The sequence below is a fragment of the Rhodanobacter sp. UC4438_H5 genome, assembly GCF_052978405.1.
On sequence record NZ_CM129672.1, the window covers coordinates 1,900,652 to 1,915,914 of the forward strand.

15 protein-coding genes and 1 tRNA gene are annotated in these 15,263 nt (G+C 66.9%); 8 read left to right on the plus strand and 8 right to left on the minus strand.

The annotated features are described in order from the left end of the window. The first annotated feature begins 37 nt into the window (after positions 1-37). From ACVCL9_RS09040 to ACVCL9_RS09050, 3 genes are all read left to right on the plus strand, one after another. A complete protein-coding gene (locus tag ACVCL9_RS09040; RefSeq protein ID WP_395119755.1) occupies positions 38-322 on the plus strand; it encodes a DUF1653 domain-containing protein in 285 nt (94 codons plus the stop codon). After that, entirely contained in the window at positions 319-870 is a 552-nt protein-coding gene (gene yjgA, locus ACVCL9_RS09045) for a ribosome biogenesis factor YjgA (RefSeq protein ID WP_395119756.1), read from the plus strand. Before ACVCL9_RS09040 ends, yjgA begins: the two co-directional genes overlap by 4 nt. Before the next feature lie 160 nt (positions 871-1,030). Then, the gene (locus tag ACVCL9_RS09050) at positions 1,031-1,603 is read left to right on the plus strand and encodes a YkvA family protein (RefSeq protein ID WP_447098364.1); all 573 of its coding nucleotides are present in this window, start codon (positions 1,031-1,033) and stop codon (positions 1,601-1,603) included. A gap of 99 nt (positions 1,604-1,702) precedes the next feature. Here ACVCL9_RS09050 and ACVCL9_RS09055 read toward each other — a convergent pair. The 6 genes from ACVCL9_RS09055 to grxD all read right to left on the minus strand — a co-directional run bounded on the left by ACVCL9_RS09055 (position 1,703) and on the right by grxD (position 8,701). Beyond that, positions 1,703-1,779: transfer RNA gene (locus ACVCL9_RS09055), tRNA-Asn, on the minus strand. Positions 1,780-1,847: 68 nt separating this feature from the next. Then, positions 1,848-3,248, minus strand: coding sequence for a nucleotide 5'-monophosphate nucleosidase PpnN (gene ppnN, locus ACVCL9_RS09060; RefSeq protein WP_447098363.1), 1,401 nt, complete (start codon positions 3,246-3,248; stop codon positions 1,848-1,850). Between the two features lie 166 nt (positions 3,249-3,414). Beyond that, positions 3,415-6,660, minus strand: coding sequence for a TonB-dependent receptor (locus tag ACVCL9_RS09065; protein ID WP_447098362.1), 3,246 nt, complete (start codon positions 6,658-6,660; stop codon positions 3,415-3,417). A 270-nt stretch (positions 6,661-6,930) separates the two neighbouring features. Beyond that, a complete protein-coding gene (locus tag ACVCL9_RS09070; RefSeq protein ID WP_395119760.1) occupies positions 6,931-7,530 on the minus strand; it encodes a YhgN family NAAT transporter in 600 nt (199 codons plus the stop codon). 83 nt (positions 7,531-7,613) lie between these two features. Next, the gene (locus ACVCL9_RS09075) at positions 7,614-8,381 is read right to left on the minus strand and encodes an SDR family NAD(P)-dependent oxidoreductase (protein ID WP_447098361.1); all 768 of its coding nucleotides are present in this window, start codon (positions 8,379-8,381) and stop codon (positions 7,614-7,616) included. Beyond that, positions 8,378-8,701, minus strand: coding sequence for a Grx4 family monothiol glutaredoxin (gene grxD, locus ACVCL9_RS09080; protein ID WP_395119762.1), 324 nt, complete (start codon positions 8,699-8,701; stop codon positions 8,378-8,380). Before grxD ends, ACVCL9_RS09075 begins: the two co-directional genes overlap by 4 nt. Positions 8,702-8,813: 112 nt before the next feature. On the opposite strand from grxD, the gene sodB reads away from it, so the two are divergent. Continuing rightward, positions 8,814-9,392 carry a superoxide dismutase [Fe] gene (sodB, locus tag ACVCL9_RS09085; RefSeq protein WP_395119763.1) on the plus strand — a complete coding sequence of 193 codons (579 nt, stop codon included), beginning with the start codon at positions 8,814-8,816 and terminating at the stop codon, positions 9,390-9,392. A 133-nt stretch (positions 9,393-9,525) separates the two neighbouring features. Here the strand turns inward: sodB and ACVCL9_RS09090 are convergent, their stop codons facing one another. Together ACVCL9_RS09090 and purE are read right to left on the minus strand one after the other, a co-directional pair. Further along, positions 9,526-10,686, minus strand: a complete 1,161-nt coding sequence (locus tag ACVCL9_RS09090; protein WP_447098360.1) for a 5-(carboxyamino)imidazole ribonucleotide synthase — start codon at positions 10,684-10,686, stop codon at positions 9,526-9,528. Further along, the gene (gene purE, locus ACVCL9_RS09095; RefSeq protein WP_395119765.1) at positions 10,683-11,186 is read right to left on the minus strand and encodes a 5-(carboxyamino)imidazole ribonucleotide mutase; all 504 of its coding nucleotides are present in this window, start codon (positions 11,184-11,186) and stop codon (positions 10,683-10,685) included. Before purE ends, ACVCL9_RS09090 begins: the two co-directional genes overlap by 4 nt. 65 nt (positions 11,187-11,251) lie before the next feature. On the opposite strand from purE, the gene ACVCL9_RS09100 reads away from it, so the two are divergent. The 4 genes from ACVCL9_RS09100 (at position 11,252) to ACVCL9_RS09115 (ending at position 15,263) form a co-directional block, all read left to right on the plus strand. Next, positions 11,252-11,527, plus strand: a complete 276-nt coding sequence (locus ACVCL9_RS09100) for a Trm112 family protein (RefSeq protein WP_395121223.1) — start codon at positions 11,252-11,254, stop codon at positions 11,525-11,527. 116 nt (positions 11,528-11,643) lie between these two features. Further along, complete coding sequence (locus ACVCL9_RS09105; protein WP_395119766.1) at positions 11,644-13,965, plus strand: DUF1631 domain-containing protein; 2,322 nt, start codon at positions 11,644-11,646, stop codon at positions 13,963-13,965. Then, complete coding sequence (gene nadC, locus ACVCL9_RS09110) at positions 13,962-14,819, plus strand: carboxylating nicotinate-nucleotide diphosphorylase (RefSeq protein ID WP_447098359.1); 858 nt, start codon at positions 13,962-13,964, stop codon at positions 14,817-14,819. Before ACVCL9_RS09105 ends, nadC begins: the two co-directional genes overlap by 4 nt. A 42-nt stretch (positions 14,820-14,861) precedes the next feature. Beyond that, the gene (locus ACVCL9_RS09115; RefSeq protein ID WP_395119768.1) at positions 14,862-15,263 is read left to right on the plus strand and encodes a DUF3301 domain-containing protein; all 402 of its coding nucleotides are present in this window, start codon (positions 14,862-14,864) and stop codon (positions 15,261-15,263) included.

Below are 15,263 nucleotides of genomic sequence, written 5' to 3' on the forward strand. Positions count from 1 at the left end.
GTTCACATGGGGGCGCGGCGGGAGAATGAAAGGAGCCATGAGCCTTCCCTCGCCACCTGCCCCGGGCATCTATCGCCACTACAAGGGCCGGCGTTATCGCGTGCTGGGTACCGCGCGGCACAGCGAGACGCTGGAGTCGATGGTGGTCTATCAGGCACTCTACGGCGAACATGGCCTGTGGGTGCGGCCGGCCGCCATGTTCACCGAAACCATTGATCTGCACGGCACGCCGACGGCACGCTTTGCGCTGGAGCAGGCCGAAGCCGACCCCGCCGGCAACGCCGCCGACGATCCACCCGCCCCTGCCGGAATGAACCCGTGAGCCCCAGCCGCAGCCGCAACCAGACCGAACTCGACGAACAGGACTACGGCCCCAGCCGCACCCAGCAGCGACGCGAGGCGCTCGCCGTGCTGACGCTCGCCGGCCAACTGGTCGAGCTGCCCGCCAGCCGGCTGGCCAAGCTCGACCTCCCCGACGACGTGCGCCGCGAGATCGAGATCACCCGTCGCATCACCGCACACGGCGCCAGGAAGCGCCAGATGGCGTTCCTGGCCAAGGTCATGCGCCGCTTCGGCGAGGAGGATTTCGCCGCCGTGCGCGCCGAGCTCGGCGAGAACCGCGAGAAGCAGCGCCAGGACACCGCCGCGATGCACCGTCTGGAAGCGATCCGCGACCGGCTGGTCGACGGTGACGACGCGGCACTGGCCGAAGTGATCGCCGAACACCCGCAGGTCGATCGCCAGCACCTGCGCTCGCTGGTGCGCCAGGCGCGGCTGGAGCGGGAGACGCCGAACAAGCCGCCCCGCGCCTTCCGCGAAATCTTCCAGCTGCTGAAGGAACTGACCGCCGGCAATTCCGACGCTTCCTGAGCGCGCCGACGCACGTCCGCGTCGTCCGCTGCAGCAGCTCGCGAACTGCCCTGCATCGCCCGTCGCAAGGACGCGCGGAGTCGGCCCCTGCCAATTGACGGCCATGCGCCGGCTGGCATAGGCTGGCAATCTTTTCCCACCGCCTCGCGAGTCGCCAACCATGAGCCTGGAACTGCACATCACCCTCAGCGACGCTGACCTGAAGCTGTTCGTCGACAGCATCACCGAGGCGCGAAAGCAGGTGGACACCGTGGATGCCATCAGCATCGTCGGCGCCGCGCGCAAGCTGCTCGAGGAAACCAATCGCGCGGAACTGCCCGACTTCGTCGCCAACCGCCTGAAGCACCTGGACACCATGATCAGCATGATCGAGGACGCCGGTTTCGCGCTGCCCGAGGAGGATCGCGACAACGTGCTGGCCGCGCTTGCGTACTTCTCCAGCCAGGATGACGTCCTCCCCGACAATGTTCCCGTGCTGGGCTTCCTCGACGACGCCATCATGATCGAGCTGTGCATGCGCGAGCTGCAGTACGAAATCGAGGCCTACGACGACTTCCGCATCTGGCGCGACAATGAGGCGACCCGCCGCGGCGAAAGCAGGGCCGGCCTGATGCTGAACCGCGTGGAATGGGCCGAGGCTCGCCGCCAGGAGGCCATCGAGCGCATGCACCGCCGCCGCCGCGAAGCCTATGCCGGCGGCAGCTGGACGCCGGTACTGTTCAAGGTGCGCTGAGCCGGCATCGGCCTCACTCGCGAAGGGCGCTGCGGCGCCCTTCGTCGTTTCCGCCAACGACAAAGGCCGGCAGTTTCCTGCCGGCCTTTGTCTTGCATCTGGCGCCCGAAGTTGGACTCGAACCAACGACCCCCTGATTAACAGTCAAGTGCTCTAACCAGCTGAGCTATTCGGGCGGGAGCTGCGTAGTTTGTCGACGCGGCGGCGTACTGTCAAGCCGCCGGCCGCATGATCCGCCGCCGATTCAGTGGGTGATCACGCGATAGCAAGGCACGTAGGCCGAACCGCCCGGCAACTTCATGCGGTGCTGCTGCACGAAGGCCTGCAGCAGCTGGTCCAGCGCGCGCATGATGTCGACATCGCCGTCGATGGCGAACGGCCCGTTGCGCTCGATCGCCTGCACGCCCTCTTCCTTCACGTTGCCGGCGACGATGCCGGAGAACGCCCGCCGCAAGTCGGCGGCAAGCTCGTGACGCGGGCGGCCGTGGCGGATCTGCAGCGCACCCATCGCCTCGTGAGTGGGCCGGAACGGCTGCTGGAACTCCAGCGGGATCTGCAGCGCCCAGTTGAAGAAGAACGCGTCCTTGGTGTCGAGCCGGTTGTGGCGCACTTTCTCCAGCCCCTTGACCATCGTGCGCGCCACCGTCTGCGGATCGTCGACGATGATCTGGTAATGCCGCGCGACCTCGTCGCCGAGGGTCAGGCGCAGGAAGCGGTCGATCTGCTCGAAATAGGCGGCCGAATGGCGCGGGCCGGTGAAGATCAGCGGGAAGGGCGTGCTGGCGTTGTCCGGGTGCAGCAGGATGCCCAGCAGGTACAGGATCTCCTCGGCGGTACCGACGCCGCCGGGGAACACGATGATGCCGTGGCCCAGCCGCACGAACGCCTCCAGGCGCTTCTCGATATCCGGCATGATCACCAGGTGGTTGACGATCGGGTTCGGGGATTCGGCCGCGATGATGCCCGGCTCGGTGATGCCGATGTAGCGGTTGTGCCGGCGCCGCTGCTTGGCGTGCGAGATCGTGGCGCCCTTCATCGGCCCCTTCATCGCGCCCGGGCCGCAGCCGGTGCAGATGTCCAGCCCGCGCAGGCCGAGCTGGTAGCCGACCAGCTTGGAATAGTCGTACTCCTCGCGGGAGATGGAGTGGCCACCCCAGCACACCACCAGGTTCGGGTCCACCTGCGGCTTCAGGATGCGCGCGTTGCGCAGGATCTCGAACACGCCCTGGGTCAGCGCGGAAGAGGGGTCGAGATCGAGCCCGAGCTGTTCCAGCTGGGTCGACACGTAGACGATGTCGCGCACGACCGCGACGAGCAGCTCGTTGATGCCGCGGATGATCTCGCCGTCGACGAACGCCTGGGCCGGCGCGTTCGAGAGTTCGATCTTCATGCCGCGATCCTGCTGCAGCACCTGGATGTCGAAATCGGGGTACTGCTCCAGCATCGCGCGCGGGTCGTCGCTGACGTTGCCCGAGGTCAGCACTGCCAGCGCGCAGCGCCGCAGGAGCGCGTGCAGCCCCGAGCCGCTGGCACCGCGCAGGCGGGCCACCTCGTGGCGCGAGAGCACGTCGAGCCCGCCGATCGGGGTGATGCGGGCGCTGACCGCGCCCGGTTTGCCGGCACGGCCGGCCTGGAAATCATTCATCCACAACTCTCCTGCCGCTGACGACGTGACTGCCTCATGCAGCGTCGTGGCGGGTTGCCAAGCATCCGCTGCGCGAATCATCGGGTCAAGACAACACGATGCCGATGTGCCTTCGCAAAAAAAACCGGCACCCTGAGGTGCCGGTCGTTTCGGAACGATGCCGCGATCAGAACGTGTAGCGCAACGTCAGCATGGCCGACCAGCGCGACACCACGCGGGTCGGGTTGGAACCGGCGTCGTAGCGGATCAGCTGCTGCGGCTGGTAATTGCCGTTCTGGTCGGTGGGCAGGTAGTAGATGTACTGGCCTTGCGCATTCACGCCGTTGGATCCGGCCAGCGTGCGCGTGTTGAACTGGCCGTTGACGGTCTGGCCCCAGTCGCTGTCGAGCAGGTTGAGGAAGTTGTAGACGTCCAGACGCACGACGCCCTTGTTGCCCTTGAAGATGCCCGGGACTTCCTGCGAGAAGCTCATGTCGAGCTGATTGACCCAACCGTAATGATCGGTGTTGCGGCCGGCGATCTGGCCCCGGTGACGGCTCAGGTACTTGTTGCCCGCAATGTAGTCCTGGAACTGCTGGATCAGTTCGGGCGATGCGCTGCCGTAGCTGACCTTGGGGTCGTTCACCGTCGGGATGTAGATCGGGTCCTGATAGGTGATGCCGTCGCCGTTGACGTCGCCGGAGAAGATCCAGCTGTACGGCAGGCCGCTGTGGCCGCTGTAGAACGCCGACACGCTGGTCTTGTAGTTGCCGAAGAACGCATGCTGCCAGGTCAGCGACGCCTTGAGCGCCCGCGGGATGTTGCGGTCGGCGGTGGCGGCGACTTCGTCATTGACGTTTTCGCGCACCACGTACTTGTAGCCGGAGAACGCCTGCGAGCTGTTGCCCGGGTTGACCTCGGTGGCATGGCTGAAGGTAAGGCTCACGTTACCGAACCAGCTTTCCGAGAAGGGCTTGGCCAGCGCCAGGGTCAGGCTGTCGGACTTGCCCTTGCCGGTGTTGGTGAGCAGCGTGGACTGCTGGTCGAACGCCCGGTCGCGATTGGCCGCCGCATCCTTGTCCGCACCTTTGATGCTGCCGTTCTCGCCCGGCGTCTTCCAGTACTGGAAGCGGCCATCGGGCAACGTGCCGGTCGGCGCGCCGATGTTGATGGCCTTGTAGAAGATCGCGTTGTCGGCCTGGATATGCTGCAACTCCACCGAGCTGATCAGACCCCACCACGGCAATTCGGCATCGAATGCCAGGGTGGTCTTCCACACGCTGGGCAGCTTGAAGTCGGGGTCGATCGTGTCGACAATCCCCGATGGGACTAGCGTACTCGGAATGTTCTGGTGATACGGGTCCGGGCTGAACGCCGCATCCGCCGGATCGAACGACGAATAGCTGGCCACGGTAAGGCCGTTGTTCTGGTAGGGGTTGGTCATCCATACCGTGGGCGGCGTGGTCTGGAACAGGCCGATGCCGCCGCGCAACTGCATCATGCGCTCGGTGTTGAACGCGTAGTTGAACGCGAAGCGCGGCTCGACCACCTTGTTCTTGCTGCCCAGGCTGCTGTTGTTCGGGTAACCGAACGACTGCTGGAAGGCGGCGTTGTAGAACGGGGCATGGTCGGACTGCGGGATGTTCATGCGCAGGCCGTAGGTCACCGACAGGTTGTTGTTGACCTGCCAGGTGTCCTGGATGAACGGGCTGTACTGGCTGTACACCCACTGTGCCGCCACATCGTTGAGGGTGTAGCCCTGCGCCGGCTGGTACAAGTAGTACGAGGCGTAGTCGCGGTTCGCGAAATTGGTCAGCCCGTAGAACGTGTAATTGCCGTGCTCGGTGCGGCCGAACAGGTTGTAGATCTGGTCGCGCTGGAAGTCGATGCCGCCCTTGATGGTGTGGTCGCCAAGGAAATAGGTGCCGGCGATGAAGGCCGACCACTTCTTGGTGTTGATGGCATTCTCGTGGCGGTACTGATCCTCGCCCAGGTTGACCGACGGCCCCTTGTTGTCGTTGCTCAGGTAGACCTTCACCTGCGGCTGGTTGATCGCGTTGCCGGCCAGCTGTTCGAACGTCTGGTAGCTGATCTTGGCTTCGGTCGAGAAGTTCTCGCTCCAGTCATCGTAGAACTGCAGCGCGGCGTTCTTGGTCAGGCTGTCCTTGCTGTACCAGTAGCTGTCCAGGCCCACTTCCTTGGAGCTGTTGCCCTGCACGATGGGCTGGTTCTCCTTGGTGTACTGGTAGGTGAAGCTGGCACGATGGTCGTTGTTGATGTTCCAGTCGATCTTGCCGAGGTAGCGCTTGTCGGTCAGACCGACCGCACCGCCACCCAGGCTGCCCGGCTGCAGGCCAAGCGCCTTGGCGGTATCGATCACCTGCTGCAGGTCGCTGGGCGAGATCTTGTTGGAGGTGGACGCGCCGGTCAGCGACGGGTCCAGGCCGTTGGACGAGTCCGCGCCGATGCCGGTGGTCTTTTCCTGCTCGGCCGAGAAGAAGAAGAACAGCTTGTCCTTGATGATCGGGCCGCCCACGGTGACGCCGCCGGTCCAGTCGCGCTGGTAGCCGGTGTAGTCGTAACCGCGGTCGCCGTTGTCCAGCCAGCCGGCATTGCCGACCATCTTGTTGGCATTGCGATAGGCGTAATACACCGAGCCGTGAAACTCGTTGGTGCCCGACTTGGTGACCGCATTGATGTCGGCACCGACCGTGTCGGAGGTGACGTCGAAATTGGCGGTGGAGATGTTGTACTCGCCGATCGTGTCGACCGAGATCGGCGAACCCTGGTACGGCAGGCCATTGGCGTTGAGGCCGTAGGGGTCGCCCTGGGAAATGCCGTCGACGCTGATGTTGTTGAAGCGGTTCGGCAGGCCGGCCATCGAGATCGAACCGTCACCCTGGTCGGTCACGTTGATGCGCGGGTCGAGGCGCGCGATGTCGTCGATCGAACGGTTGCCCTGCGGCGTCGTCTCCAGCTCGCGCTGCGAGACGTTCATCGACAGGCCCTTGTTGTCCGCCGAGAAAATCTGGCTGAGCGCCGAGGTGGTGACCGTGACCGCGCTGAGGTCCTTGGCCTGAACCCCGGATGTGCTCATCTGCACGTTGATCGAGGATACCTGGCCCAGTTGCAGGTAGACGTTGTTCTTTTCCGCCTGCCCCATGCCCGTCTTGGACACGGTGATGTCGAACGGGCCGCCCACGCGCAGGCCCTGCGCGGTGTAGCGGCCGTCGGCGTCGGTGGTGACCGTCTTGGTGGTGCCTGACGGCTCATGCACGATCTGCACGGTGGCTCCGGCCACCGGCTGGCCGCTGGCGTCGACGATTCGTCCCGTCGCGCCGGAGGAGGTCACGTTCTGGGCGGCGGCCGGCGCGCCCGCAAGCAACGCAGCAATCGCAAACGGCAGCAATTTGGTGCGAATTCGGCTGTTCATGTCTTGTTCGTCCCTCGAGTCAACGACAAAAGAAAAGTATGTACGGAATCAAACATGCCGCGACCCGGGATGGCCCAGGCATGGTGGCGAAGCGTTTGATGGTCCTGCTTGGCTCCCGGCAGCGGTCCGCGCGGGACCGATGCGGGCGGCTGGCAGCTGTCTCCCTCTGCCAACCAATTGTTAAAAGAATTTTAACGGCATTGTATGACACTTTCATGCCAGTGGCACGTCACCCCGGCGACGGCCAACCGCCCCCGCGGGGCATGGTTTTCAGGGCATCGAACGCAGGAACGAGGCCACGCCGGACATGAACATCTGTACCGACAAGGCGATCAGCAGCATGCCCATCACGCGCTCCAGCGCGGTCAGCACGCTCTCGCCCAGCCAGCGGAACAGGTAGGTCGAGCTGAGCAGGATGATCGCCGTGGCCAGCCACGCCAGCAGCAGCGCGAGCACCCAATCCGCGGTGCGCCCGGGCTGGGTGTTGGTGAGCAGCAGCAGCGCGGCCATCGCCGAGGGCCCGGCCACGCCGGGGATCGCCATGGGCACGATGAAGGGCTCGCCCTGCCCCGGCTTGCCGAAGATGCCGCTGCCGTCGGCCGGCGGGAACACCATGCGGATGCCGATCAGGAACAGCACGATGCCGCCGGCGACGCTGATCGAGTCGGGCTTGAGCTGCATCAGGTGCAGGAACTGCTGGCCGCCGAACAGGAACACCAGCAGCACGCCGAGCGCGATCAGCAGCTCGCGCACCATCACCCGGCGCCGGCGCCGCGGCGGCACGTCCTTGAGCAGGCTGAGGAAGATCGGAATGTTGCCCAGCGGGTCCATGATCAGGAACAACATGATGCCCGCCGACAACGTGGTCATTTGCGCTTCCATTTCGACTCCCTGCAGTCAGGTTTGCGACGTGCCCCGATCGTGGATGCGCGGCGGGAGCCTGCCCGCGAGCTCTACGAGCGAAGGTCCAGCACCGCGCCGCGTGCCGCCCGCGCCTGCGGGCCGAGCAGATAGATGGCCGCATCGGCAGTGGCGTCCGGCGTGGGCTGCTGCATGATGTCGTCGCCGAAATAGGCCAGCCGGCGCAACGCCGTGCGCATCGGCGCGGGCAGCAGCGCGTGCACGCGCAGCGAAGTCTCGTCGGTTTCCTCGTGCAGGATCGCCGCCAACCGCTCCAGCGCGGCCTTGGACACGCCGTAACCGCCCCAGTGTGCACGTCGCAGCAGGTCAGGGCTGTCCAGCACGAACACCACGGCGCTGTCGGCAGCCTCGGTCAGCAGTGGCATGCAAGCCTGGGTCAGGGCGAACGGCGCGTTGACGTTGACGTGCATCGCGCGCAGCCAGTCGTCCGGTCGCTGCATGGAAATCGGCGTGAGCCCGGCGAAACTGGCCGCGCAATGCACGATGCCGTCGAGACGGCCGAGGTCGCGCTGCAAGCCCTCGGCCAGTGCGGCGTACTCGCGCGGCGTGGCCACTTCCATGTCCAGCGGATGGATCACCGGCTCGGCCAGGCCCTCCTCGCCCATCGCGTCGTAAAGCTTCTCCAGCTGCCGCTTGCGCTTGCCGGTGATGACCACGGTGGCGCCGGCCAGCGTGGCCGCGCGCACCACCGCGCTGCCGAGCCCGCCATAGGCGCCGGTGACCAGGATCACGCGACCGGCGAGGCTGCCGGCCTCGGGCTGCCAATCGGCCGGCAGGCGCGCCACGGGCAAGCCGCTCAAGAGGCGGCCCCCGCCACGTCGCTGGCCATGCGCGCGAGTTCGCCGGAGGACATCAGCTCCTCGATGATGTCGCAGCCGCCGATCAACTCGCCGTTGATGAACAGTTGCGGGAACGTCGGCCAGTTCGCGAAGTGCGGCAGCGCGGCGCGCACTTGCGGGTCGGCCAGCACGTTGACTGCGTGGAATGTCGCTCCTGCCCGAGTCAGCGCCTGCGCCGCGCGACTTGAAAAACCGCACATGGGATATTGCGGCGTGCCTTTCATGAAAAGCACGATGGGATGCTCGGCCAGCATCGCCTTGATTGGCTCGTTGATGTCCATGGTGGTGTTTCATCTTTACAATGCAGGCAAGCCGCTATTGTATCAGCCGCCCGTCGGCCGCCACCTGTTGCGCCGACATTTTCTCCCTCAGCAACATCCCAAGGAGTCGCTCATGGCCATCGAACTTCCCCCGCTTCCGTACGAAAAGAATGCATTGGAGCCGCACGTCTCCGCCGAGACGCTCGAGTACCACTACGGCAAGCACCACCAGGCCTATGTGACCAACCTCAACAAGCAGATCGAAGGCACCGAGTTCGCCGACGCGAAACTCGAGGACATCATCCGCAAGTCCTCCGGCGGCATCTTCAACAACGCCGCGCAGACCTGGAACCACACCTTCTACTGGAACTCGATGAGCCCGAACGGTGGCGGCGAACCCACCGGCAAGCTCGCCGACGCGATCAACAAGGCGTTCGGCTCGGTGGCCAAGTTCAAGGAGGAGTTCAGCAAATCCGCCGCCGGCAACTTCGGCTCCGGCTGGACCTGGCTGGTGCAGCGCCCGGATGGCTCGCTCGGCATCGTGAACACGTCCAACGCCGGTACGCCGATCACCGGCAGCGACAAGCCGCTGCTCACCGCCGACGTGTGGGAGCACGCCTACTACATCGACTACCGCAACGCGCGCCCGAAGTATCTGGAGGCGTTCTGGAACCTGGTCAACTGGGATTTCGCGGCGAAGAACCTGGCCTGATCCCACGGCTCACCGGAAAAAGGCGGCGCCAATGGCGCCGCCTTTTTCATGCCCGCTTTTGCACGAGCGCACCCTGTGCGCGATGGTTCCGGGTCACGTGACGAAAGGCTCGCGCACAGACGGGGGTGCGATCCTACCGGCCCGTCAGCGCACGCAACACGGGCGCCACCTGCGCCTCGCGCCCCAGCGCCTGCGCGACGTCGCGCAAGCGTGACGCCAGCGTGGCGGCATCGGGCGCGCACACGGTGGCATGACCGACCTTGCGCCCCTGCCGCGCCTGCTTGCCGTAGTCGTGCCAGTGGGCATCCACGCCGCGCAGCACCGGCGCGGCATCGGGCAACTCGCCGATCCAGTTGAACATGGCCGCCATGCCGCGCACGTTGGTGTCTCCCAGCGGCAGGCCGAGCACGGCGCGCACGTGGTTCTCGAACTGGCTGGCATGCGCGCCCTCGATCGTCCAATGGCCGGAGTTGTGCACGCGCGGGGCCATTTCGTTGCCGAGCAATTCGCCGTCGCGCACGAACAGTTCCAGCGCGAACACGCCGACGTAGCCCAGGCGTTCGGCCAGGATGCGCGCGTGCTCGCTGGCGCGCTGCTGTAGCGGGCCGAGGTCCGGCGCCGGTGCGAGGCTCATCGACAACACGCCGTCGACGTGCCAGTTGCCGGTCAGCGGCCAGGTGCGGAACTCGCCGTCGCGCCCGCGCACGGCGATCACCGACAGCTCGCGCTCGAACGGCACGAAGGCTTCCAGGATCAGCCCCAGCGTGGCCGCCTGGGCACCCAGCGCCGCCCAGGCCGCATCCGCGTCGGCCGCCGTGGCCAGCCGGAACTGGCCCTTGCCGTCGTAACCCAGGCGACGCGTCTTGAGGATGGCCGGGGCGCCGACCGCGGCCAGCGCCTGATCCAGCTGCTCGCGGGTGTCGACCGCCATGAATTCGGTGGTGGGCAGGCCGCAGGCGCGGAACAGGTTTTTCTCGGCCAGCCGGTCCTGCGCCACCGCCAGCGCCTCGGGCGCCGGGTGCACGGCGACCCGTTCGGCCAGCCAGTGCGCGGTATCGGCCGGCACGTTCTCGAAATCGAAGGTGACCACGTCCACCCGACGGGCGAACGCCTCCAGCGCGGCGCGATCGTCCCAACCGGCCACCACCAGCGGCGCCACCTGGCCGGCGCACGCATCGGCGGAGCCATCCACGACCAGGCAGTTCGCGCCCAGCGGCGCGGCGGCCACGGCCAGCATGCGGGCGAGTTGCCCGCCGCCGAGGATGCCCACCACCGGCTGCTTGCGGTCGCTCATGCCCGCGGGTCCGGCTGGGCGAGCACGGCTCGCGTCTGGCGCGCGCGCCATTGATCCAGCGCATCGGCCAGCGCGTGATCGTGCAGGGCCAGCACAGCGGCGGCCAGCAAGGCGGCATTGACCGCCCCGGCACGTCCGATCGCCAGCGTACCGACCGGAACCCCTGCCGGCATCTGCGCGATCGACAGCAGCGAGTCCATGCCGTTGAGTGCCTTCGACTGGACCGGCACGCCGAACACCGGCAGGCGGGTCTTGGCTGCCAGCATGCCCGGCAGGTGGGCGGCGCCACCGGCGCCGGCAACGACGACCTGGATGCCCCGCCCGGCCGCTTGTTCGGCGTAGCTGAACAGCAGATCCGGCGTACGGTGGGCCGAGACCACGCGAACCTCGTGTGCCACACCCAGCTCGGTCAGCACGTCGGCGGCGTGCTGCATGGTTTCCCAATCCGAATGCGAACCCATCACCACGCCCACGCGTGGTGTTTCTGTGGCTGCTGTCATGGCCGGAGTGTCCAAAAACCGTTATTGTACGGGCTTTCCCGGCCCGACACACCCGAACCCCGATGATGGACAAGCGCCTGCTCGACATCCTGTGCTGCCCCGTCAGCAAGACCCCGCTGCGATCGGTGACGCGCCCGCAACTGGAGGCGCTGAACGAGGCCATCGCCGCGGGCAAGGTCGACACGGTGGCCGGCGTGCCGGTGCGCGAGCGGGTGGCCGAGGCGCTGATCACCACCGACCGCAAGGTCATTTACCGCATCGAGGACGGCATTCCGGTGATGCTGCCGGAGGAAGGCATCGGCACCTTGCAACTGGCCGATTTCCCCACCGGCCAGGGCTAGCGCGTCGTGGCGGGCGGGAATGGGCATGACAGGCGTGCGCGAATTGGCTTATTGTCGGCCTCTGCGCAAGCCTGCAGGGTCCGGCCGTGCGTGCTACAGGTCAGGGGAACAGGGCGATGAACGAGGCCAATGAGCCAACCCGCGTAGTCAACTTGAATCAGCGCCTGGACCCGTCCAGCGAGCGCGTGGGCGAGTTGCTCAATGCCGTGCGCAGCATCGCCAACAAGCGCCTGCAGCAGTGGGTGGGCAATGCCTTCGAGCAGGTCGACGACGCCCTGTTCGACCTCGCCGAGAAGGCCGAGAACAACGCGGCGCAGATGCACTACTTCGACGGCATGCGCGAGGTGCGCAAGCGTCGCCCCGGCATCGAGCGCAACTTCCTCAACGCCATCGCGCGCAAGCTCGGCGATCTGGCGCACCCGGGCAAGGCCACCGCACCGGCGGGGCCATCCTCGCTCGGCACCGCCGAACTGACCCTCGTGGCCGAAAGCGACCTGGAAGAATCGCTGGCGATCACCAGCATGATCAGCAAGAACGACGCGCGCCTGGCGCGTGACCTGTTCGCGGTCAACCAGCGCCTGTCGGTGATCTGCGGCGGCTACAAGATCGAGGACACCAGCAACCCGGTGGCGCCGGCCACGCTGTCCCAGGCGTTCCGCGAAGCGCTGCAGGAACTCAGCGCAGACATGCGCGTCAAGCTGATCATCTACAAGCTGTTCGATCGCTACGTGCTGTCGCTGCTGGAGGAGCTGTACCAGGAGATCAACACGGAGCTGGTCCGCGCCGGCGTGTTGCCGCAGCTGCGCCACGGCCTGCTGCGCGGCGGTCAGGCCAAGGGTGGCAGCGGCACCCCGGCGGGAGCCGCGGCCACGGCGGCGGCTGCCATGGACGACGGCACCGAGATCTCCGACGACCTGCTGCATACCCTGCACGCGCTGTTCAGTGCACGCCGCGGCAACGCCGGCGGTGGCCGCATGGCCAGCGGGGGCGGCACGGCGGCGGCCGGGGGTTCGCTGCCGTCGGTCAACGAACTGCTCGGCGCACTCAGCGTGCTGCAGAGCCAGATCAGCAACAGCGGACCGGTCAACTACGACGAATCCGACGACGCCGGCGCGCTCAGCCGCGAAGTCCTGCAGCTGAAGACCCAGCTGCTGGCCCAGATCGGTGCCCTGCGCGGCGAACGACCCAGCCATGTGGCCAGCATGGACGAGGACACGATCGACCTGGTCGGCATGCTGTTCGAGTTCATCCTTGAGGACCGCAACCTGCCCGCAGCGATGCAGGTGATGCTGGCGCGGCTGCAGATTCCCTATCTCAAGGCGGCGATCCTCGACCGCAAGATGTTCTCGCACCGCCAGCACCCGGCACGCCGGTTGCTGGACAGCCTGGCCGAACAGGCCAAGAGCTGGTCGGAGGAGTCCGACCGCGACCATCGCCTGCACGAGAAGGTGAAGTCGATCGTCGACCAACTGCTGCACGATTTCGACGACGACATGGGCATCTTCGAGCGCCTGTTGACCGACCTGCAGCAGTTCCAGGACGTCAACAAGCGGCGCTCCGAGCTGGCCGAGCAGCGCGTGGCCGAATCCGCGCGTGGCCGCGAGAAGCTGGAACAGGCACGCCGCCGCGCCGCCCGCGAGATCCTCGAGCGCATCGGCAGCCAGAAGCTGCCACCGCTGATCCACGGCGTGCTGGCGCGTGCCTGGGCCAACCACCTGGTGCTGACCCTGCTGCGCCAGGGCGAGGACTCGCCCGAGTTCAAGACCGCCTTGCGCTTCATCGACGAGTTCATCGCCAGCACCCGGCCGGCCAACGACACCACCAGCCGACAGGCCCTGCGGCAGATGCTGCCGGGTATCGAACGAGCGCTGCGCCAGGGCCTGGCCAACGTCGCTTTCCAGGAACAGGACGTCGAACGCCTGCTGGGCCAGCTGCACGCCTACTATCGCCAGCAGCTGGGCGAAACGACCGCGTCGGAAACGCCGGACGTCGCCGCCGCAGCCGAGGAGGACGTCGCGATGCTGGCGATCCCGGACAGCATCCAGCCGGTCATCGACCGCCAGACGGCACCCGCGGACATCCTGGAAGAAGAGGAAGAGCTGGCCGAGGTGCCGCCGGACAGCCCGGAGTGGTACCAGGTGCAGGCGCTGCAACCGGGCAACTGGCTGGAGTTCACGCTCGACGACGAGGCTCCGGCACGCGCCAAGCTGTCGTGGATCAGCCCGATGAGCGGCCGCTACCTGTTCGTCAACCGTCGCGGCCTGAAGGTCGCCGATTACGCCCCGCGCGAGCTGGCCGGCCTGTTTGCGGACGGCAAGGCGCGCGTGCTGGCAGCCAACGCACTGTTCGATCGCGCGATGACCGCGATCGTCGGCAAGCTCAGCCAGGCCGGCGACGACACGCCCGCCAGCGGCACCGCTCCCACGGACACCGAATGACCGCCACGCCCCGTTTCGCACCGCCCGCTGCCGCCCAGATCGCCGCTGATGTCGAACGCGCCCTGACCGAGGATCTCGGCCAGGGCGATGCCACCGCCGCCCTGCTCCCGGCCGATGCGCGGGCGCAGGCCCGGCTCACCTGCCGCGACGCCGCCGTGATTGCCGGCAGCGCCTGGTTCGACGCCTGCTTCCGGCGGCTGGACCCTTCGGTGCAGATCGACTGGCGGGTAAGCGACGGCGACCAGGTCGCCCCCGGCACGCTGCTCTGCAGCCTGTCCGGACACGCCCGCTCGCTGGTTACCGCCGAACGTACGGCGCTCAACTTCCTGCAACTGCTCTCGGCCACCGCCACTACCACCGCTCGCCATGTCGCCGCGGTAGCCGGCACCGCCGTGCGCGTGCTCGACACCCGCAAGACCGTGCCCGGCCTGCGCGTCGCGCAGAAATATGCCGTGCGCTGCGGCGGCGGCCACAACCAGCGCATGGGCCTGTACGACGCGATCCTGGTCAAGGAGAACCACATCATCGCCGCCGGCGGCATCGCCGCGGCGGTGTCGGCTGCGCGCCGGCTGCACCCCGACCTGCCGCTGGAGGTGGAAGTGGAGAACCTCGACGAGCTCGAACAGGCCCTGCAAGCCGGCGTGGACCGCATCATGCTCGACAACTTCGAGCTGGAGCAGATGCGCGAGGCCGTGGCGCGCACGGCCGGCCGCGTGCCGCTGGAGATTTCCGGCAACGTCGACCTGCAGACCATCGGCGACTTTGCCCGCACCGGCGTGGATTTCATCTCGGTCGGCGCACTGACCAAACACGTGCACGCGATCGACCTCTCGCTGCGCCTGCAATTGCTCTGACCCTGGCTTGCGCGGGCGCCGGCGCGCCCACACACTGGGTGCATGTCCGATTTCTCCGCCCTCGTCCTGCTGCTGGTGCTCGGCGCCGCCGTGGGGCTGTGGCTGAAGCTCAGCGTGGCGCGCGAACGCGCGGTGCGGATCGCGCGACAACAGTGCCATTTGCACGGCCTGCAATTGCTGGACGAGACGGTGGGCATGCGTGCACTGCGCCTGCGCCGGGTCAACGGCCTGCGCCGGGTCGAGCGGGGTTACGGTTTCGAAGTCAGCATCGACGGGCACGATCGCGAGCCGGGCCGGCTGTGGATGATCGGCGACGCGCTGACCGGCCTGAGCCTGCCGGTGGTCGAGCCGCTGGCAGTCGCAAGCACGCCCGAAGACGGCTTTGCAGCCTCGTCGGGGAAGGTCGTGGCATTGCGTCCGCGGCGGGCCGATCGACAGCCCTGA